At 70.3% G+C, this 18,876-nt stretch carries 19 protein-coding genes; 15 read left to right on the top strand and 4 right to left on the bottom strand.

All coding sequences use genetic code 11. The features are described 5' to 3' along the window. Nucleotides 1-61 precede the first annotated feature (61 nt). Genes murA through MA875_RS02720 form a run of 4 tightly spaced genes read left to right on the top strand, consistent with a single transcriptional unit; the run spans nucleotide 62 to nucleotide 4,342 of the window. The gene (gene murA, locus MA875_RS02735; RefSeq protein WP_248240147.1) at nucleotides 62-1,444 is read left to right on the top strand and encodes a UDP-N-acetylglucosamine 1-carboxyvinyltransferase; all 1,383 of its coding nucleotides are present in this window, start codon (nucleotides 62-64) and stop codon (nucleotides 1,442-1,444) included. Nucleotides 1,445-1,448: 4 nt separating this feature from the next. Further along, nucleotides 1,449-2,225, top strand: coding sequence for a lysophospholipid acyltransferase family protein (locus MA875_RS02730; RefSeq protein WP_248240145.1), 777 nt, complete (start codon nucleotides 1,449-1,451; stop codon nucleotides 2,223-2,225). Next, nucleotides 2,215-3,354: an NAD(P)H-dependent glycerol-3-phosphate dehydrogenase gene (locus MA875_RS02725; RefSeq protein WP_248240143.1), complete on the top strand. Its 1,140-nt coding sequence runs from the start codon at nucleotides 2,215-2,217 to the stop codon at nucleotides 3,352-3,354. Before MA875_RS02730 ends, MA875_RS02725 begins: the two co-directional genes overlap by 11 nt. After that, a complete protein-coding gene (locus tag MA875_RS02720; protein WP_248240141.1) occupies nucleotides 3,254-4,342 on the top strand; it encodes a D-alanine--D-alanine ligase family protein in 1,089 nt (362 codons plus the stop codon). Before MA875_RS02725 ends, MA875_RS02720 begins: the two co-directional genes overlap by 101 nt. Nucleotides 4,343-4,348: 6 nt before the next feature. On the opposite strand, the gene MA875_RS02715 is transcribed toward MA875_RS02720, so the two are convergent. Beyond that, on the bottom strand, nucleotides 4,349-4,825 hold the full coding sequence (locus tag MA875_RS02715) for a DUF3515 family protein (protein WP_248240140.1): 477 nt from the start codon (nucleotides 4,823-4,825) through the stop codon (nucleotides 4,349-4,351). Nucleotides 4,826-4,867: 42 nt separating this feature from the next. Between MA875_RS02715 and thiL the strand changes: the two genes are divergently transcribed. Further along, a complete protein-coding gene (gene thiL, locus MA875_RS02710) occupies nucleotides 4,868-5,848 on the top strand; it encodes a thiamine-phosphate kinase (RefSeq protein ID WP_248240139.1) in 981 nt (326 codons plus the stop codon). On the opposite strand, the gene MA875_RS02705 is transcribed toward thiL, so the two are convergent. Further along, nucleotides 5,818-6,423 carry an RsmD family RNA methyltransferase gene (locus MA875_RS02705; protein ID WP_248240138.1) on the bottom strand — a complete coding sequence of 202 codons (606 nt, stop codon included), beginning with the start codon at nucleotides 6,421-6,423 and terminating at the stop codon, nucleotides 5,818-5,820. The two genes, thiL and MA875_RS02705, sit on opposite strands and share 31 nt — an antisense overlap. 121 nt (nucleotides 6,424-6,544) lie before the next feature. On the opposite strand from MA875_RS02705, the gene MA875_RS02700 reads away from it, so the two are divergent. Genes MA875_RS02700 through mutM form a run of 7 tightly spaced genes read left to right on the top strand, consistent with a single transcriptional unit; the run spans nucleotide 6,545 to nucleotide 12,454 of the window. Continuing rightward, nucleotides 6,545-7,138, top strand: coding sequence for a hypothetical protein (locus MA875_RS02700; RefSeq protein ID WP_248240137.1), 594 nt, complete (start codon nucleotides 6,545-6,547; stop codon nucleotides 7,136-7,138). 52 nt (nucleotides 7,139-7,190) lie between these two features. After that, nucleotides 7,191-9,398, top strand: coding sequence for an ATP-dependent DNA helicase RecG (locus MA875_RS02695; RefSeq protein ID WP_248240135.1), 2,208 nt, complete (start codon nucleotides 7,191-7,193; stop codon nucleotides 9,396-9,398). A gap of 58 nt (nucleotides 9,399-9,456) precedes the next feature. Continuing rightward, nucleotides 9,457-9,954 (top strand): pantetheine-phosphate adenylyltransferase, encoded by a 498-nt coding sequence (gene coaD / locus MA875_RS02690; RefSeq protein ID WP_248240133.1) that lies wholly within the window; start codon nucleotides 9,457-9,459, stop codon nucleotides 9,952-9,954. Nucleotides 9,955-10,001: 47 nt separating this feature from the next. After that, entirely contained in the window at nucleotides 10,002-10,580 is a 579-nt protein-coding gene (locus MA875_RS02685; protein ID WP_248240648.1) for a YceD family protein, read from the top strand. A 2-nt stretch (nucleotides 10,581-10,582) separates the two neighbouring features. Then, on the top strand, nucleotides 10,583-10,792 hold the full coding sequence (gene rpmF / locus MA875_RS02680) for a 50S ribosomal protein L32 (RefSeq protein ID WP_019179169.1): 210 nt from the start codon (nucleotides 10,583-10,585) through the stop codon (nucleotides 10,790-10,792). Nucleotides 10,793-10,809: 17 nt separating this feature from the next. After that, nucleotides 10,810-11,541 carry a ribonuclease III gene (gene rnc, locus MA875_RS02675; protein WP_248240131.1) on the top strand — a complete coding sequence of 244 codons (732 nt, stop codon included), beginning with the start codon at nucleotides 10,810-10,812 and terminating at the stop codon, nucleotides 11,539-11,541. Continuing rightward, nucleotides 11,534-12,454, top strand: coding sequence for a bifunctional DNA-formamidopyrimidine glycosylase/DNA-(apurinic or apyrimidinic site) lyase (gene mutM / locus MA875_RS02670; RefSeq protein WP_248240129.1), 921 nt, complete (start codon nucleotides 11,534-11,536; stop codon nucleotides 12,452-12,454). The genes rnc and mutM overlap by 8 nt, the downstream gene beginning before the upstream one ends. On the opposite strand, the gene MA875_RS02665 is transcribed toward mutM, so the two are convergent. Both MA875_RS02665 and MA875_RS02660 read right to left on the bottom strand, forming a co-directional pair. Further along, a complete protein-coding gene (locus MA875_RS02665) occupies nucleotides 12,412-13,506 on the bottom strand; it encodes a GNAT family N-acetyltransferase (RefSeq protein ID WP_248240127.1) in 1,095 nt (364 codons plus the stop codon). The genes mutM and MA875_RS02665 overlap by 43 nt on opposite strands. Nucleotides 13,507-13,557: 51 nt before the next feature. Further along, nucleotides 13,558-13,833, bottom strand: coding sequence for a hypothetical protein (locus MA875_RS02660; RefSeq protein WP_248240126.1), 276 nt, complete (start codon nucleotides 13,831-13,833; stop codon nucleotides 13,558-13,560). On the opposite strand from MA875_RS02660, the gene MA875_RS02655 reads away from it, so the two are divergent. The 3 genes from MA875_RS02655 (at nucleotide 13,832) to ftsY (ending at nucleotide 18,757) form a co-directional block, all read left to right on the top strand. Beyond that, entirely contained in the window at nucleotides 13,832-14,065 is a 234-nt protein-coding gene (locus MA875_RS02655) for a hypothetical protein (protein ID WP_248240125.1), read from the top strand. The genes MA875_RS02660 and MA875_RS02655 overlap by 2 nt on opposite strands. A 252-nt stretch (nucleotides 14,066-14,317) precedes the next feature. Further along, nucleotides 14,318-17,851, top strand: coding sequence for a chromosome segregation protein SMC (gene smc, locus MA875_RS02650; RefSeq protein WP_248240124.1), 3,534 nt, complete (start codon nucleotides 14,318-14,320; stop codon nucleotides 17,849-17,851). 33 nt (nucleotides 17,852-17,884) lie between these two features. Next, entirely contained in the window at nucleotides 17,885-18,757 is an 873-nt protein-coding gene (gene ftsY, locus MA875_RS02645; protein WP_179560253.1) for a signal recognition particle-docking protein FtsY, read from the top strand. Nucleotides 18,758-18,876 lie beyond the last annotated feature (119 nt).

Below are 18,876 nucleotides of genomic sequence, written 5' to 3'. Positions count from 1 at the left end.
CGGCGCACGACGCCGCCTGCCCTCGCCACACCCTCGATGACACCGAAGTGAGGACCACCGGATGAAGACCCTTCTCAGCGATGCCGGATCGCCCACCGGAGAGCATGAGATCGCCGTGACCGAAGCGACCGGTGAGATCCTCAGCATCCGCGGCGGCCGGCCGCTGCGCGGCGTCGTCGACGTCAAGGGGGCGAAGAACCTCGCGACCAAGGCGATGGTGGCCGCTCTCCTGGGCCAGAGCGTCAGCGTGCTGCGGGACGTCCCCGACATCAGCGATGTGAAGGTGGTCCGGTCCCTCCTGGAGGTGCACGGCGTCCGGGTAGACGACGGAGACGAGCCGGGGACCCTGCTGCTGGACCCCCGTGAGGCGGTGTCGGCCCACATGGAGGAGATCGACGCGCACGCCGGGGCCTCCCGCATCCCGATCCTGTTCTGCGGGCCCCTCCTGCACCTCCTCGGCCAGGCCTTCATCCCCGACCTCGGCGGCTGCCGGATCGGAGATCGGCCGATCAACTTCCACCTCGACGCGCTCCGCAATTTCGGCGCGGTCGTGGAGAAGCTCCCCAGCGGCATCCGGCTCTCGGCGCCCGACGGGCTGCACGGGGCCAACATCGAGCTTCCCTACCCGAGTGTCGGCGCGACCGAGCAGGTGCTGCTCACGGCGGTCCGCGCGCGCGGCGTCACAGAGCTTCGCAACGCCGCGATCGAACCGGAGATCATGGATCTCATCGCGGTGCTGCAGAAGATGGGCGCGATCATCTCCTACGAGCCCAACCGCGTCATCCTCATCGAGGGCGTCCCGAATCTCGACGGCTACGACCACCGGTGCATCTTCGACCGCAACGAGGCCGCCTCCTGGGCGTGCGCGGCTCTCGCCACCGACGGCGACATCTTCGTCTCGGGCGCCCGCCAGCAGGAGATGCTCACGTTCCTCAATGTCTTCCGCAAGGCGGGCGGATCCTTCCACGTGCGCGAGGACGGCATCCGGTTCCGCCGTGGCGAGGCCCTGCGCCCGGTCATGGTCGAGACGGACGTCCACCCCGGGTTCATGACCGACTGGCAGCAGCCGCTCATCGTCGCCCTCACCCAGGCCGACGGCCAGTCGGTGGTCCACGAGACGGTGTACGAGAACCGGCTGGGATTCACCGCCGCGCTGAACAAGATGGGCGCCGACATCCAGGTGCACCCGCAGGGTCTCGACATGCCGGGTCGCCGTGTGCCGCGCCGTGCCCTCGAGCAGGCCGCCGTCATCAACGGCCCGACCCCGCTCCACGGTGCCGACGTCGTGGTGCCCGACCTTCGCGGCGGCTACAGCTACGTGATCGCGGCGCTGGCAGCGGAGGGCGAGTCGACGGTGCGCAACGTCGGCATCATCCGCCGCGGCTACGAGAAGTTCTTAGCCAAGCTCGACGCCCTCGGCGCCGACTTCCGCGTCATCGGGTGAGCCGGTGAGCACTCCCACCCCCCAGGCCCCGGGATCCGGCGCCGACGAGAAGCGGCGCCCGAGCGTCTTCTGGCCGCTGGCGGCGATCATCGTCCCCGCGATGGGCCTCCTCGCCCGCATCGAGATCGAGGGCGGGGAGAACCTGCCCAAGAACGGCGCCTACGTCGTCGCGCCCAACCACTGCAGCGAGATCGATCCGCTCGTGGTCGCGGTCGCGGTGTGGCGCCTGGGACGGGCCCCGCGGTTCATGGCGAAGGAGAGCCTGTTCCGGGTTCCGGTCCTCGGCGCCGTCCTGCGGGCCGCCGGGATGGTGCCCGTCGCACGGTCCTCCTCGGCCGGCGGGGCGCGCCAGACCATCGAGAGCTCCCGCATGCTCGTCGAGCACGGCAGGGGCGTGATCGTCTACCCCGAGGGTTCGCTCACCCGCGACCCCGACATGTGGCCGATGCGGGGGAAGACCGGCGCCGTGCGGCTCGCGCTGGCCGGCGGCATCCCGCTCATCCCGGTGGCGCACTGGGGGGCCCAGGAGATCCTGCCGCGCTACGGCAAACTCCGGCTCTGGCCGCTTCGCCGCCGGGTGCGCGTCGTCTTCGGCGAGCCGATCGACCTCTCCGCCGCCTCGGCCACCCAGACCCAGCCGTCGACCCTCGTCGCCGCCACCGATGTGCTCATGGGCCGAGTGGCCGAGCTGCTCTCGGGACTGCGGGGCCGGCCCGCGCCCGCGGAGAGGTGGAACCCGTCCGCCCACGGGCAGAAGGAGACGGGGCGTCTTGAGCCGTAGGCACGACGCCGACCGTCCGCGGGTCGCGGTCGTGGGCGCCGGCAGCTGGGGCACCACGTTCGGGAAGATCCTGGCCGACGGCGGCGCGAACGTCATGATGTGGGCACGCCGACCCGAGCTCGCCCACGAGATCAATGAGGCCAAGCGCAACAGCCAGTACCTTCCCGGCATCAATCTGCCGCGCTCGATGATGGCCACCCCTCACCTGTCGGAGGCTCTCGAGGGCGCCGAGCAGATCTTCCTGTCGGTCCCGAGCCAGGCCCTGCGCGAGAACCTCAAGGCGGTGCGGCCCCTCATCTCCTCGGGTGATGCGCCAGTGGTCTCGCTCATGAAGGGAGTCGAGCGACGCACGGGGCTGCGGATGAGCCAGGTGATCCAGCAGGAGCTGCACTGCGACCCCGCACGCATCGCCGTGGCATCCGGTCCCAATCTCGCCCTCGAGATCGCGCGCGAGCAGCCGACCGCCGCGGTGATCTCCTCGCTCAGCCAGGAGACCGCGGACGCGGTCGCGCGGCGCGCGCGCAACGGCTACTTCCGGTCGTTCGTGAACACCGACGTCATCGGGACCGAATTCGGCGGTGTGCTGAAGAATCTGATCGCGGTGGCGATCGGCATCGTCGACGGCGTCGGCTACGGCGAGAACACCAAGGCCTCGATCATCACGCGCGGCCTGGTCGAGATGACCGACTTCGCCGTCGCCCAGGGCGCCCACCCCGAGACCCTGCAGGGACTGGCCGGGCTCGGCGACCTCATCGCCACGTGCCAGTCCCCCCTCAGCAGGAACAACACGGCGGGAAGGCTCCTCGGTCAGGGGTACAGCTTCCAGGACGTGGTGAAGCAGATGGAGCAGACCGCGGAGGGTCTCGCCTCGGTGGCACCCATCCTGCAGCTCGCCCGCGAGGCCGATGTCGACATGCCCATCGTGGAGCAGGTCAAGCGGGTGCTCGACGGCACGATGGACCCCCGCGAGATCGCGCCGCATCTGACGACCGACGATGATGACGAACCCCAAGGGGAGAGGACCAGGAATGGACAAGCCCGCGGTGGTGGTGCTGTTTGGCGGTCGATCCAGCGAGCACTCGATCAGCTCCGCCACGGCGGGGGGAGTGCTGCGGGCGATCGATCGTGACCGCTACCAGGTGATCCCCGTCGGGATCACCCGGTCCGGCGCGTTCGTCCTCGAGGTGGACGACCCGCAGCGGTTCGCCCTGGACGCCGAGCGGCTCCCCGAGGTCGTGGACAACGGCACCCGCATCCTGTGGCCGGAGGCCGGGGGCGACCGGCGACTGCGGGTGCGACGCTCCGACGACAGCATCGACGACCTCGGCGAGGTCGACGTCGTCCTGCCGATCCTCCACGGCGTCCACGGCGAGGATGGCACGGTGCAGGGCTTCCTCGACACCCTCGATCTGCCGTACGCCGGGGGCGGGGTCCTGGACTCCGCGCTGTGCATGGACAAGCACTTCATGAAGATCGTGCTGCAGGCCGCCGGTATCCCGGTGGCGCCGTGGTCGACGGTCACCCCCGCCCGGTGGGCGCGCGAGGAGCAGGCGGTGCGCGGGGAGGCGGCCTCGCTCGGCTACCCCGTGTTCGTCAAGCCGGCGCGGGCGGGGTCGAGCGTCGGGGTGTCGAAGGTGACGGATGACACCGAGCTGGCGTCGGCGCTTCAGAAGGCCTTCGCCGAGGATGACAAGGTGCTGATCGAAGTGGGCATCGTCGGGCGCGAGATCGAAGTCGCGATCCTCGAGGGACGTGGTGGGGGAGCGCCCCGGGCGTCGCTGCCCGGCGAGATCGTCCTCACCACGAGGGAGTTCTACGACTTCGAGGGGAAGTATCTCGGTGGCGACGGCGCCGAGGTCGTGTGCCCCGCGGTCCTTTCCGACGCGGAGATCCGCGCCGTCCAGGATCTCGGCGTGCGGGCCTTCGAGGCGGTCGGGGGCCGGGGGCTGGCGCGGGTGGACTTCTTCCTCACCCCCGACGGCCTGTTCGTCAACGAGCTGAACACGATGCCGGGATTCACTCCGATCTCGATGTTCCCCAAGTGCTGGATCGCCTCGGGCATGACCTATCCGGAGCTGATCGGCGAGCTCGTCGACACGGCGCTCGAACGCGGCTGAGCGGCGTCAGTCCAGGAGCGTCTCGGTCGAGGTGCACTCGGATTCGCGGGGAAGTTGCGACACGATCGGTCCGAGGGTGGCGAGCACCTCGTTGGGGGAGACGACGCTGTTGTCGGCGTACACCTCGACCGCCGGCGTCCGCCCGTAGCTGCGGATGAGGTAGCGGGGCGGATCGCTCTCCTCGACGATCCAGTCCACCCCGCCGATGGTGATGCAGCGCGCCTCGGTGGGGCCCGGGGGCTCCACGCCGCAGGTGAGGATGACGGAGGTCGGTGCGCCCCACGCGCCGGTCGCCTGCGCGTCGGTCCACCGCCGTTCCTGCCCGTCCACCTCTGCGGGGAGGCGGACCGTGATCTCCGCGCACAGCGGGTCGTCGGCGTGGTCCGCAGGGGGAACGGAGACCGTGGCCGCGCACGAGGTCAGCGTCAGCACCGCGCCGACGGCGAGCCCGGCGAGAACGTGACGATGACGGGCGAGGCGCACCCCTCCAGGCTAACCCGCGCCGCCGGTGGGTACGGTGAGAGGGTGAGCACCCCGGACCCCGTCGTCGGCGACCTGACCGAGGGCGAGATCCTCGCCGGGATCCTCGATCGCCTCGCGCCCTCCAGAGCGCTCCTCGGCCCGGGTGACGATGCGGCGGTCCTCGCCGTGCCGGGCGGCCGCATCGTCGCGAGCGTCGACACTCTCGTGCACGGACCGGATTTCCGCCTCGCGTGGTCGTCGGCCACGGATCTGGGATGGAAGGCGGCCGCGGTGAACCTCGCCGACATTGCGGCGATGGGAGCGCGTCCCACAGCCCTCCTCGTGGCGCTGGCGATGCCCGACACCACCCCGGTCTCCTTCGTCCACCGACTCGCCGACGGACTGCGATCGGCGTGCGACGAGCTGGCACCCGGCGCCACCGTCGAGGGCGGAGACCTCACGGTGTCCGACACGCTGACGATCGCGGTCACCGCCCTGGGTGTGTTGGAGGGGGTCGAACCGGTGACCCGCAGCGGGGCGCAGCCCGGCGATGTCGTGGCTGTCTGCGGGGCGATGGGGGAGGCGGCCCGGGGCCTTTCCCTCCTCTTCGAGCGCTTCCGCGTGGACGGGCGACCGGTGCCCGTCTCGGGTCTCACCGAGGCCGATGTCGCGCTCGTCGGCGCGCAGCTGCGCCCGCGCCCGCCGATCGCATTCGGCGCGGTGGCGGCGGCGCACGGTGCCACGGCGATGATGGATGTCTCGGATGGGCTGGCCCTGGATGCCGGTCGCATCGCCCGTGCCTCACGCGTGACGATCGAACTGCGTGCCGATGCGCTCGGACAGGACCCGGCGACGGCGCTGGCGGGTGGGGAGGATCACGCCCTCCTCGCGACCTTCCCGGCCGCCCGGGGTCCCGCTCCCGGCTTCCGGCTGGTCGGGGCAGTCCACGCCCGGGGGGATCACCCGCTCCTCGTCGATGGGGAGCCCTACCGCGGGCGCAGCGGCTGGGACCCCTATCGCGACTGGGACTCCGCGTCGGGCTGACCTCCGTCGCGGACGGCCCACCACAGGGCGGTGTCGCCGTAACGCCGGTGACGATCGGCTCGGAGTGCCGTCGGCCACACCGGCGAGGCCGATCGGGCTCCGCGTTCGACGATCACGGTCGCCTGCGGCGACAGAGCGGGGACGAGCAGATCCAGAACGGTGCGCAGTTCCGCATCGGGGAGGTCGTAGGGCGGGTCGAGGAAGACCAGATCGAAGACACCGACCGGCGCCGACCGCAGATACGCCTCGACACCGGCGCGGTGCACGGCCAGGCGCGCGGCGTCGGGAGAGCCGCGCAGCGCCGTCTGGACCCGGGAGACGTTCCTGCGGATCACGGTCACGGCCTGCGGCGACTTCTCCACGAGGTCGACCGTCGCCGCCCCGCGGCTGGCGGCTTCGAGCCCCAGGGCCCCGGACCCGGCGTAGAGATCGAGCACCCGGGCGCCGCGGAGGAGGTCGGCGGCATCCAGTGCCCCGAAGAGCGACTCGCGGACCCGATCGCTCGTCGGCCGGGTCCCGGCATCGGGAACCGCGAGGCCGAGCGAGCCGGCTCGTCCGGAGATGATGCGGGTCACGCGCCTACGATACCGAGCGCGACACGACGATCCGCCTGCGGCCTCCGGTGGTGCGCTGTCCCTAGGATGGCGCGTGCCGGCGGGATTCCACCGGTGTCCCGTCTCGTCCCAGGAGTCGTCGATGTCCACTCGCCACCGTTCCCTGACCGTGATCGCCGGGGCCGCGCTGGCTCTGGGCCTGCTGTCGGCCTGCGCGCCGGAGCCTGCTCCGACGCCGACGACCACCCCGACGCAGAGCACGGAGCCGAGCGCTTCCCCCGCGGACTCCCCGAGCGAGTCGCCCAGCTCGTCGCCGACCTCCACCGCCTCGATCCCCACCGAGTGCACGGACCTCGGCAGCGAGGCGTCCCGACAGGAGATGGTCGGCGACATGACGCTCCAAAGCGATGGGCAGGGCTTCGTCCGCCCGGCGCCGGAAGGATCGACACTCGTCCTGGGCTGCGACTGGATCGTCGGCGACGCCACCGGCCTGCTCGTCCTCATCAGCACCGCCGCCCCCGATGCGGTGACCGCCGCGGTGGCGACCCTCCCCGAGGAGGGGTACACCTGCCAGGTCTCCGACGATTTCGGTGCGCAGTTCTGCGAGCTTCCCGGGTCGGGCCCCGATACGGAGGAGTTCGTCGTGGCCCGCGACGACGTGTGGATCTACTACGCGCCGGTCAACCGCAACGGCCGCGCGTTCCTCTCCGACATCGCGTCGCAGATCTTCGGCTGAGTCGCGCGAGAGTGGGACGGACGCTGTCGGCGCCCATCCCTACACTCGAGGTATGCCGTCGATCGCCCTCGAGTCCCGTCTGGACGCGGTCGTCGGCGGCAAGACCGCCAAGATCTTCGCGCGGGCGTTCGGAATCGGAACGGTCGAGCACCTGCTCTCGCACTACCCGCGGCGATACGCGCGCCGCGGGGAGCTGACGCCGATCAACTCACTCCCGCTGGGCGAGCCGGTCACGATCGTCGCCGAGGTGCAGAGCGTCACCACGCGGTCGATGCGCAATCGGCGCGGTTCCCTGGTCGAGGTCACGATCAGCGACGGCAACGGCACCCTCACCCTCACCTTCTTCAACCAGGCGTGGCGCACCGGCGACCTCACCCCCGGCCGCCGGGGGATCTTCGCCGGGAAGGTCGGCGAATATCGAGGTCAGTACCAACTCGCCCATCCCGTCTACGAGCTCTTCGACGACGAGGTGACGGCGAGGATGACCGCGGAGGCGACGGCGAACCTGCCGATCCCCATCTACCCCGCCACCGCCACCGTGCCGAGCTTCCTGGTCGCCAAGACCGTCGGTGTGGTCCTCGACGTCCTCGGCCCCGTCGATGACCCGGTGCCCGAGCCGTTGCGCCGCGCGCACGGACTTCTCGACGCCCGCACGGCCCTGGAGCGGATCCACCGCCCCGACTTCCTCGAGCAGGTCGACCTCGCCCGCGAGACGCTCCGCATGCAGGAAGCCTTCGTGCTCCAGGCTGCGCTGTTCCAGCAGAGGCAGTTCGTACGAGCGATGTCCGCCACCGCGCGACCACCCGGCGATCTTCTCGAGCGCTTCGACGCGGCGCTGCCGTTCGCCCTCACGCCCGACCAGGCCGCCGTGGGCGAGCAGATCGAGCGAGACCTCGTCGGCGGATGGCCCATGAACCGGCTGGTGCAGGGCGAGGTCGGCTCGGGGAAGACCCTCGTCGCGCTCCGTGCCATGCTGCAGGTCGCGCAATCGGGGGGTCAATCGGCTCTCATCGCGCCCACCGAGGTCCTGGCCGCACAGCACGTGCGATCCATCGCCCGCATGCTGGGTCCGGTACTGGCCCCCGAGCTCATGCCGACGCTGCTGACCGGGCAGCTGCCCGCAGCCGTTCGCCGGAAGGCTGCTCTGCGCGCCGCGTCCGGTCAGGCGCGCATCGTCGTGGGCACCCACGCGCTGCTGAGCGATTCGACCACCTTCGCCGACCTCGGTCTGGTGGTCATCGACGAGCAGCACCGGTTCGGCGTCGAGCAGCGCGAGGCACTGCGCGCCAAAGGCTCGGCGCCTCACGTGCTCGTCCTCACTGCCACACCCATCCCGCGCACGGTCGCGATGACGGTGTTCGGCGACCTCGACGTGTCCACCATCCGCTCGATGCCGGCCGGGCGCGCGGGGATCACCACGCACGTCGCACCCCTCGCCGAGCGACCGTCGTGGTTCGGAAGGGTCTGGGAGCGCGTGGCCGAAGAGGTCGCGCAGGGCCGTCAGGCTTTCATCGTCACCGCGGCGATCGACGCCGACGCCGATCTCGTCGACGACGAGGCGCCCCCCGTCCCCGACGACGTCGAGAAGACGGCGCCGGCGACGGAGGAGATCGCACCCCGCACCGGGGTGAACGGGTCCGGCCGCACCCGATGGGGTGTGGTCCAGGTCGTCGACCTCCTCTCCCGCCATCCCGCCTTCCGCGACATCCGGGTGGCGATGGTGCACGGCAAGCTCCCGTCCGAGCAGAAGGACGACATCATGCAGTCCTTCGCGCGTGGCGACATCGATGTCCTCGTGGCCACCACGGTGGTCGAAGTGGGTGTCGACGTCGCCAACGCCTCGACCATGGTCATCCTCGAAGCCGACCGGTTCGGGGTGTCGCAGCTGCACCAGCTGAGAGGTCGGGTCGGCCGCGGCGAGGTGCCGGGACTGTGTCTGCTCGTCACCGAGGCGGAGCCGGGTTCGCTCGCGCGCCAGCGGGTGGAAGCGGTCGCCGCCACGCTCGACGGCTTCGAGCTGGCGGAGGTCGATCTCGAACTCCGCGGCGAGGGCGATGTGCTCGGCGACCTGCAGTCCGGCGCACGGTCGTCGCTGCGTCTGCTTCGCGTCGCCCGCGATGCCGATGTGATCTCCGCGGCGCGGCACGCGGCTGAGGCGGTGATCGCGGATGACCCGCCTCTGCTGCGGCATCCGGCCTTGTCCGCGGCGATCGAACGGCGCATCGGAAACGTCGAGCGCGCGGCGCTGGCGCGAACGTGACGGGCGGTCCCCGGTCGCCCGGGCCGGTGAGTTCGCGGGCCGTCGATAGGGTTGTCGCATGAACAGCAGGATCGCCGTCGTCCCCGGATCGTTCGACCCGCCGACGCTCGGGCACCTCGATGTGATCCGCCGCGCGGCGCGCCTGTACGACCAGCTGCACGTGCTGGTGGTCCACAACCCCGACAAAGAGGCGATGCTGCCCATCGCTCAGCGATTGTCACTTCTCGAGCAGTCGATCGCCGAGAGCGACATCGACAGCGAGGTGATCATCGCGTCCTGGAGTGTCGGCCTCCTCGTCGACTACGCCGCCGATGTCGATGCCAGCGTGCTGGTGAAGGGGATCCGCTCGCAGATCGATGTGGCCTACGAAACCCCGATGGCGATCGTGAACCGCCATCTCGCACACGTCGAGACCGTGTTCCTCCTGCCCGACCCTGCGCACGCCATGGTCTCGAGCTCCCTGGTGCGCCAGGTGGCGGCGCTCGGCGGCGATGTGTCGCCGTTCGTACCGCCCGCCGTCGCCCGCTTCCTCGTGGCGCACGATCTGTCGGGCTGAGCTCCGGGCCCGCGAGGCGGGTAACATGGTCGCCCGTGACCAGACGGCTGAACGGACCCTTCGTGATCCCGGTGCGAGACATCGTCCGCCGGCCCGGCGAGATGCGCGAGTTCCGTCTCGATCTGCGCGTGCCCGAGAAATGGGGCGAAGGACTCGTCTCCGTCCCGGAGTCGGAGGCTCTCGAGCTCGACGTGCGCCTGGAGTCCGTTCACGAGGGCATCCTTGCGTCGGGTGAGGTCTCCACGACCTTCTCCGGTGTGTGCGGGAGATGCCTCCGCGACATCTCCGAGGGCGTCGAAGTCGAGTTCCAGGAGCTTTTCGCGTATTCTGGGTCGGAGGAAACTGACTTCGAGGTTCAAGACGACCACGTGGATCTTGAAACTCTGGTCAGGGATGCGGTCGTCCTGTCGCTTCCCTTCCAACCGGTGTGTCAGCCGGACTGCCCCGGCCTCGATCCGGTCACGGGTGTCCGGCGGGCAGCAGACGCCGAACCGAGTGCCGAGCCGATCGATCCACGGTGGGCAGCGCTCCAGGACTACATCGACCACGACGCGGTCAACGCCCCCGGGCCCCGGGACCGCGACGAGAACCCAGCGCCCCGCGCTGAGAACACAGAGAAGAGCTAGCCATGGCAGGTAACCCCCCGAAGCGGAAGGTCTCCCGCTCCAACACCCGTTCGCGTCGCGCGCAGTGGAAGGCCGAGGCCCCCACGCTGGTCAAGACGATCGAGAACGGCAAGGTCGTCTACAGCCGTCCCCACCAGGCGAAGGTCGTGACCGACTCGCAGGGCACGGAGCTGTTCCTGGAGTACAAGGGCCGCAAGGTCGCCGACGTCTGATCGGCGTTGCGCATTCGGTGACCCGCCGTACCGACGCCACGCCGGCGCACCCGCCGCTGGACGCACTGACACAGAAGCTCGGGGTCGATATCGACCCCGAGCTTCTGTTGCTGGCTCTCACTCACCGTTCCTGGGCGTACGAGCACGGCGGGGTTCCCCACAACGAGAGACTCGAGTTCCTCGGCGACGCGATCCTCGGTCAAGCCGTGACCGTGCGCCTGTACACCCGGCATCCCGACCTCGAAGAGGGGCAGCTGGCCAAGCGACGCGCGAGCGTGGTCTCGACCGTCGCCCTCGCCGAGGTGGCGCGTCGCATCCGACTGGGAGATCACGTCCTGCTCGGCCGCGGTGAGGAACTGACGGGTGGACGCAAGAAGGACTCGATCCTCGCCGACGCCACCGAGGCGATCATCGGCGCCGCCTATCTGTCCGCCGGTCCGGATGCCGCCACCGCCCTCGTCCTCCGCCTGGTCGAGCCGCTGCTGGCCGACCCCGAGCGCTACGGTGCGGCGGTGGACCCGAAGACGAGCCTGCAGGAGCTCGCCGCCCGACGCGGGTTCGCCCCGCCCTCCTACGAGATCTCGGCGACCGGGCCTGATCACGACCGCGTGTTCACCGCTCGGGTGAGGGTGGGGGACACCGAGACCCGGGGGAGCGGGTCGAGCAAGAAGCACGCCGAGATGGCGGCGGCGCTCCTGGCCTGGCGCGAGCTGTCCGAGTCCGCCGACGCGCCCGGCGTCGATGCCTGAGCTGCCCGAAGTCGAGGTCGTCCGCCGCGGACTGGATCCGGCGCTGCGCGGCGCCGTCATCGAGGGTGTGGTCGTCCATGATGCCCGGGCCCTCACACGTCACCGCGGAGGCGCGGCGGATTTCGAGACGACCCTCGCGGGTCGGCGCGTCGAGGCGGCCGTGCGACGCGGCAAGTTCCTGTGGTTCCCGCTCGCCGGCACCCACGACGCGCTCGTGGGTCACCTCGGCATGAGCGGCCAGATGCTGCTTCGCTCTCCCGGCGCGCCGGCCGAGCGACACGAGCGTGTGCGGTTCGAGGTGCGTCATCCCGTCCACGGCGAGCTCGTCCTCGTCTTCGCCGATCAACGGACCTTCGGCTCGCTCGCCGTGGACCCCCTCCTCCCGACATCCGACGGTGCGCCCGGCGGGATCGGCTCCGATCTCGTCCGCGTGCCGCAGCAGGTGGTGCACATCGCGCGCGACCCGCTCGACCCGGCGTTCCGGGACCGGAGGTTCCGCGACATCCTGAGCCGGAAGAAGTCGGCGATCAAGCGCGTCCTCCTCGACCAGACCGTGGTCAGCGGGATCGGGAACATCTACGCCGACGAGGCGCTGTGGGCTGCACGCCTGCATCCCGAGGCGCCCGCCGACACTCTGTCCACCCGCCGAGTCAACCGTCTGCTCGCCGAGGTGCGGACGGTGTTGGACAAGGCCCTGGCCGAGGGCGGGACGAGCTTCGATGCGCAGTACGTCAACGTCAACGGGCAGGCGGGCTACTTCGCGCATTCGCTCAACGCCTACGGCCGCACCGGCGAACCCTGCCCCCGGTGCGGCCGTCCGATCGTGCGCGTGTCTTTCACCAACCGCTCGAGTCACTTCTGCCCGCGGTGTCAGCCCGCGGCATCGAGGACCTTCTTCCACGCGCCGGAGTAGGCGATCGGGCGGAAACCGAGCGCTTCGTTGATGTCGAGCATCGGACGGTTCTCCTCGGCGTTGTAGGTGAGGACGCGCGGGGAGTCCGGCACGAGCCGTCGCCATGACAGCAGGCCCGCGCACTTGACGAGCATCCCGAGTCGGTGCCCCCGGTGGGCCTTCAACACGAGGGTGTCCTCCTGGTGCGAGGCCTCCGTCCGATCGGCGCCGATGACCAGTTCGTTGAAGGCGCAGAGCTCCCCGGTCGACCTGTGCTGCGCTGCCGTCACCTGGAGCAGTCGTCCACTGTCGGTGTACCGGGCGTCGTGAAGCGCGATTCGTGCCGCGTCCCAGCTCTCCTCGTCGAACTCTAGATCGGCAGCAGGAGCATCGGTCGACATGCGCGATTTCATCCAGGCGTACCCGTCGACCCACTTCGCCGGGGTGGGGGCGAACCACTGCACGACGCGATAGTCGGCGGCAGCCCGCTGGGCGTCGCGATACAGCTCTTCGAGAGCGTCGAAGGAGTCGCGGAGGTCCAGCGCACTGGCGCGTTCGACCTGCTGGAGCGCATAGCCGTGACGGAGGTAGAACCTCGCCGCGTGGTCCTCGGGGATCTCGCCGAATCCGGTCGGCGCCGCGAGGCGTGGTCCCGGGGCTTCGGGGTGCTCGGCCCACGACTGCAGAACGGTGCGGCCGTGTTCGCGCGCGGTCTGTTCGATAAGTCGATACGCCGCGGAACCGATGCCGCGACCCCACACCTCACGCAGCAGCTCCACCTGCCAGAAGGCGAGCGTGGAACTCTTTTCGTGGGGGAGGTCGATACCGCAGCGACCCACGATGCGTCCGCCTGAGCGCACCGTCCAGATCAGCCGTGTCTCGTAGTCGTCGGGCTGATAGTGCGGCAGCAGTTCGGCCGCGGTGATGCGCTCGTCATCGTGTCCTGAGATCTCGCGGTACACCTGGTTTCGTACCCGGGTCATCTCGATGAAGTCGTCGGCGTCGTCCGCGTCGATGCGAGCCGGGATGGTCAGGGGCCTGATCTCGACACCGACCGGTGCGTGATCGTTCATGGATGGTCCTTTCGAAGGGGTCCGGAGCCGTACGGGACGGCTCCGGACCGGTCAGACGCGAACGGTGCCGAGCGCGAGTGCGCGCCATGCGGCGTGCTCCCGCTCGGAACGCGCTCGGGCGGCCGCGAAGGCGGCCGCGCGCACCCGGTCGCCGGGGGAGGCTGACCGACGCCGCGCCGCGCGCAGCAGCAGCCAGAGCCCGAGGCGCAACTCCCAGCGCTCGAGGCGCGAAGGGGCGGCGGAGCTCGGGAGGAGATCGACGTCGGCGAGGAGTCGGTGACGTTGATCGTGATCGAGAGAGGAATCGGAGAGGAAGGGAGCGGACATGGCGGTTTTCGCTTTCGTGAGGCAGCGGGCACAGGGTGCGGAGGAGGAGTGCGCGGACGTGGATGCCGCGTGGCGTCACGAGGACGCGCAGAAGAGGGATGCCGGCGGAGAAGCCACCCGGCGCGGCGAGGGCGGACAGGTGCCCGACGGGCAGACCTGTCCCCTCAGCCGGTCAGCAGGCGGTGGGGGTGACGGCGCCGGCGAATCCGGTCACCGACGCAGTGAGCCCTGAGAAGCGACGCGCCGTGCGGCGCGGTTCGATCATGTGCATCATCGGTGACCTCCTTTCGACATCGGACGCGAGCAGTGACACTAGCGCGATCCTGTACTGCTCGTCAAGCGAATTGCCAGAAATGAGGATTTTCCGGGCGTGTCGTTCCTGCGTTCGTCGGCCGTCCGCCTGCCTCACCGGCATCGGCGGAGGAGTTCGGTAACGTGAGCGGCGCCGCTCCGGGCCGCGGGCGTGCAGGGCCGGAGGTGGACGATGCACCTGAAGAGCGTGACGCTCAAAGGGTTCAAGTCCTTCGCCCAACCCACGACGTTCGCGTTCGAACCGGGGGTGACATGCATCGTCGGCCCGAACGGTTCCGGCAAGTCCAACGTCGTCGATGCGCTGGCATGGGTTATGGGGGAGCAGGGGGCCAAGACCCTGCGCGGCGGGAAGATGGAGGACGTCATCTTCGCCGGCACCGCGACGCGCGGACCGCTCGGCCGAGCCGAAGTGCGTCTCACGATCGACAACAGCGACGGCGCCCTCCCCATCGACTACACCGAGGTGTCGATCAGCCGAACCCTGTTCCGCAACGGCGCCAGCGAGTACGCGATTAACGGCGAGACCTGTCGACTGCTGGATGTCCAGGAGCTCCTGAGCGATTCCGGCCTCGGCCGGGAGATGCACGTGATCATCGGACAGGGGCGGCTGGACACCGTGCTGCAGGCCACGCCGGAGGACCGCCGCGGGTTCATCGAAGAAGCCGCCGGCATCTTGAAGCATCGACGTCGCAAGGAGAAGACGCTTCGCAAGCTCGAGGCGATGGAGGCCAACCTCACCCGACTGAGCGATCTCGCCGGAGAGCTTCGTCGACAGCTCAAGCCGCTGGGCCGACAGGCCGAGGTCGCCCGCGAAGCGGCGACGATCGCCGCCGTCGTGCGCGACGCACGCGCCCGACTCCTCGCCGACGAGCTGCTGCGACTGCGTCAGGAATTGGCGGCGCACGTGCGCACCGAGCAGGAGCGCATGGCCGAGAGGATGGTCCTGCAGGATCAGGCGCAGAGCGTTCGCAGTCGCATCGAGGCCCTCGAGGGCGACCAGCGCGCCGAGGCGGTCGACCAGGCGCGGCGGGTGGTGCACGGACTCGAGCGCGTGCAGGAGAGACTGCGGTCGCTCTACGCCCTCGCCGGCCAGCGGATGTCGCTCCTGGCCGATTCGGCCGAGCACGACGCCGACCGCGGAGGCGTGACGGTCACGCCGGAGGCGATCGCTCACGAACGTGCGGAGATCGATGCGATCGCGGCGGGGCTGGCGGGAGCGCAGGATGACGCCGCGGCAGCCGCGCGGGAGGTGACCCGTGCCCGCGCGGAGCTGGACGCCCTCGACGTCGACATCGCCGAGCAGAGCGCGCTGGTCTCGGAGCATGACATGCGGATCACGGCCCTGCGAGGGGCTGCCGAGACGGCAGACTCGACGCTCGCGGCGGTCCGCGCCGCCGTCGAGCGACAGGAGCGTGCGTGGCAGGCGGCCATCATCCGGCGAGACGAGGCCGAAGCGGCGCTTGCCGCCGTTCAGCCGGGAGACGATGAGCCGGCTGCCGACCACGCCGCGGAGTACGAGCGGGCTCAACGTGACGCCGGGGCCGCCGAGGAGGAGCTCGCGGGGCTGCGCGAACGGCTGCACACCGCCGAACGCGAGCTCGATGCCCTGAGCGCGCAGGTGGCGGCCATCGACCGCGCGCTGGACATCCGCTCGACCGCCGCGGACATCGTTTCGCGGGGAGGGGCGGGGATCCGCGGACTGGTGGGGGACGCCGTCCGCGTCGAGGCCGGCTACGAAGCCGCTGTCGCCGCGGCGCTCGGGCCCCTGGCGGAGGCGGTTCTCGTCACCGATCTGCCCGCGGGCTTCGGGCTCGCAGCGACCGTCGTCGCCGACGACGCCGGAGCTGTGGACATCGTCATCGCCGATCCGCCCTTCGGCGACGTCACCGACGGCGCCGACCATTCCGGACCGGGTGTGAGCGCCGCGTCGGTGGTGTCGGCTCCGGAGGGTGTTCGCGCACTGCTGTCCGGGGTGGTCATCGCGTCCGACCTCGAGGAGGCGGAGCGGCTGCTGTCCGATCCGGTGCACGCGCGGGCCACGATCGTCACCCGCGCCGGCGAGGTCTGCCGGGTCGATCGCCTCCGAGCGGGGACGGGCGCATCCCGCTCGCGCCTGGAGCTCGTGGCCGAGCGCGACGCCGCGGCCACACGCCGGGACGAGCTCGCCGTCATCGTCGACTCACTGCGGGAGGCGCGGTCGGAGGGCACGGCCGACCTCGAGGACAAGCGCCGTCGTGCGCGGTCGGCCCTGCAGGCGATGCGTGCACACGACGCCGCCGTGTCGGCGCGGGCGGAGGAGGTCAATCGGGCGACCGTGCGCTTCGAGGCGGCGGTCGCCGAGTCCGAGCGCCTGGCCTCCGCGCTCGCGCAGGCCCGAGCCGGTGTCGATGACGCTTCCGACGCCTCCCGGGTCGCCCATGAGCAGTTGACCGCAGCGCTGGAGGCGCCCCGCCCCATTCTGGACGCCTCATCCCGTGATGGATTGCTGGCCGCGCTGGATTCTGCACGCGAGACCGAAATGCGCGCCCGCCTGGACGTGGAGACCCTGAAGGAGCGGATCAGGGCGCAGGAATCGCGCGTCGTGCAGATGGAGAAGCAGCGGGAGCGGGAGCAGGCGGCCGCCGTGGAGGCCGCTCGCCGGGCGGTGATCAGGCAGCATCAGCGCGACGCCGCCGTCGATGTGGCCCGCCGCATTCCTCCTGTTCTGGATGCCGTCGATCGCTCCCTGGGCGGGGCCCGTGCCGAGCTCACCGCAGCCGAAGCGGCCCGAACGGCGGTGACCGCGGAGCTGGCTGATCTGCGGCATGAGGACGCGCGGGTGCGGGAGCGCCTGTCCGCGGTCACCGAGGACGTGCACGGACTGGAGTTGCGCATTCACGAGCGCCGCCTCCAGGCCGGTTCTCTCCGCGATCGCGCGCTGTCGGAACTCAGCCTCGACGAGAGCATTCTGATTTCGGAATATGGTCCGGATCAGTTGATACCCGATCCGTCCGACCCCGAAGCCCCGGGGATTCCCTTCGATCGTGCCGCGCAGCAGCGACGACTGGCCGACGCCGAACGCACACTCGCGCAACTGGGCCGCGTGAATCCGCTCGCGCTGGAGGAGTTCTCGGCCCTCGAGCAGCGGCACGCGTTCCTGACGGAGCAGCTTGACGACCTCAGCCGCACCCGCAAAGACCTGCTCACGATCATCGAAGAGCTCGACGAGCGCATGAGGACGATCTTCCTGGAGGCCTTCGCCGACACCCAGCGAGCCTTCGACGAGGTCTTCCCGGTGCTGTTCCCCGGGGGCTCGGGGAGCATCGAGCTGACCAAGCCAGACGATGCGCTCACGACGGGCATCGAGGTCACCGTGCGACCGGTGGGGAAGAAGATCGAGCGGTTGTCGCTGCTGTCCGGCGGGGAGCGATCGCTGGCCGCCGTGGCGCTGCTGGTGGCGATCTTCAAGGCGCGGCCGAGTCCCTTCTACATCCTCGACGAGGTCGAGGCTGCGCTCGACGACGCCAATCTCGGCCGGCTCCTCGGAGTCTTCGAGCAGCTTCGGGCGAGCAGCCAGCTGATCGTCATCACGCACCAGAAGCGGACGATGGAGATCGCCGACGCCCTCTACGGCGTGTCGATGCGTCAGGACGGAGTGTCGGCCGTCGTGGGACAGCGGCTCGCGCGGGCGACCGACGACGAGCGCGGCGCGCGGGTCGCCGGCTGAAGACCCGCGCGCCCGCGCACGTAGGCTGGTGTCATGGCGGAGAGCTCCTGGTCGTTGGGTCGCGCGCTGCGCGGCATGTTCGTCAAGCCCACGATCGACGAGCAGACGTGGGACGATCTGGAGACCGCTCTTCTCACCGCGGACTTCGGTCCTGACATCACAGAGCGCATCGTGGACGAGCTCCGGGAGAAGGTCGACCGCTACCGCACCACCGATCCGCGCGACCTGCAGCGCATGCTGAAGGAGACGCTGGAGGAACACTTCGCGCGCTTCGACACGACACTGCGGTTGACCGAGCGGCCCGCCGTCGTCCTCGTCGTCGGCGTGAACGGCGTCGGGAAGACCACCACAATCGGCAAGTTCGCCAAATTCCTCCAGCGCTACGGCCGTTCGGTGGTCGTCGGTGCCGCAGACACCTTCCGTGCCGCGGCCGTCGACCAGCTCGCCACCTGGGCCGAGCGCGGCGGCGCGGCGATCGTGCGGCCGCAGCAGGAGGGACAGGACCCAGCATCCGTGGCCTTCCAGACCATCGACTACGCCAAGCGCACGGGAACCGAGATCGTCCTGGTGGACACCGCAGGGCGACTGCACACCAAGGGCGGACTGATGGATGAGCTGGGCAAGATCCGCCGCGTCATCGAGAAGCAGGCGCCCATCAGCGAGGTCCTCCTCGTCCTGGATGCGACGACCGGGCAGAACGGGCTCATGCAGGCCGAGGCGTTCCTGCAGCACGCCGGGGTGACCGGTCTCGTGCTGACCAAGCTCGACGGGTCGGCCAAGGGCGGTTTCGTCCTCGCGGTGCAGGAACGCACCGGCATCCCGGTCAAGCTCCTCGGGCAGGGCGAGGGAATCGGTGATCTGACCGGTTTCACCCCGCACGTCTTCGCCGCCGCGCTCGTCGACTGATATGTAGGGCTTTCTGTCAAGTGGGCAGGGTGAAGCGCCGCCGGGCTGGCTGCTCGGCGGCGCTTCTTCGTCCGGGTGGCGGGGGCCGGGGGTGCGGCGTGTCTTTCGACGCGTGGTCA

The organism is Microbacterium kunmingense, assembly GCF_023155745.1.
Lineage (GTDB): Bacteria > Actinomycetota > Actinomycetes > Actinomycetales > Microbacteriaceae > Microbacterium > Microbacterium kunmingense.
The sequence above is the reverse complement of the archived record's forward strand: the minus strand, read 5'-3'. Positions and strand labels throughout refer to the sequence as shown.

Bases quoted from the DNA above. Each gene is read 5' to 3' on its own strand.
- murA (WP_248240147.1), top strand. From the start codon at position 62: ATGAAGACCCTTCTCAGCGATGCCGGATCGCCCACCGGAGAGCATGAG.
- MA875_RS02720 (WP_248240141.1), top strand. From the start codon at position 3,254: ATGGACAAGCCCGCGGTGGTGGTGCTGTTTGGCGGTCGATCCAGCGAG.
- MA875_RS02700 (WP_248240137.1), top strand. From the start codon at position 6,545: ATGTCCACTCGCCACCGTTCCCTGACCGTGATCGCCGGGGCCGCGCTG.
- MA875_RS02695 (WP_248240135.1), top strand. From the start codon at position 7,191: ATGCCGTCGATCGCCCTCGAGTCCCGTCTGGACGCGGTCGTCGGCGGC.
- coaD (WP_248240133.1), top strand. From the start codon at position 9,457: ATGAACAGCAGGATCGCCGTCGTCCCCGGATCGTTCGACCCGCCGACG.
- rpmF (WP_019179169.1), top strand. From the start codon at position 10,583: ATGGCAGGTAACCCCCCGAAGCGGAAGGTCTCCCGCTCCAACACCCGT.
- mutM (WP_248240129.1), top strand. From the start codon at position 11,534: ATGCCTGAGCTGCCCGAAGTCGAGGTCGTCCGCCGCGGACTGGATCCG.
- MA875_RS02665 (WP_248240127.1), bottom strand. From the start codon at position 13,506: ATGAACGATCACGCACCGGTCGGTGTCGAGATCAGGCCCCTGACCATC.
- MA875_RS02655 (WP_248240125.1), top strand. From the start codon at position 13,832: ATGGCGGTTTTCGCTTTCGTGAGGCAGCGGGCACAGGGTGCGGAGGAG.
- MA875_RS02660 (WP_248240126.1), bottom strand. From the start codon at position 13,833: ATGTCCGCTCCCTTCCTCTCCGATTCCTCTCTCGATCACGATCAACGT.
- smc (WP_248240124.1), top strand. From the start codon at position 14,318: ATGCACCTGAAGAGCGTGACGCTCAAAGGGTTCAAGTCCTTCGCCCAA.
- ftsY (WP_179560253.1), top strand. From the start codon at position 17,885: ATGGCGGAGAGCTCCTGGTCGTTGGGTCGCGCGCTGCGCGGCATGTTC.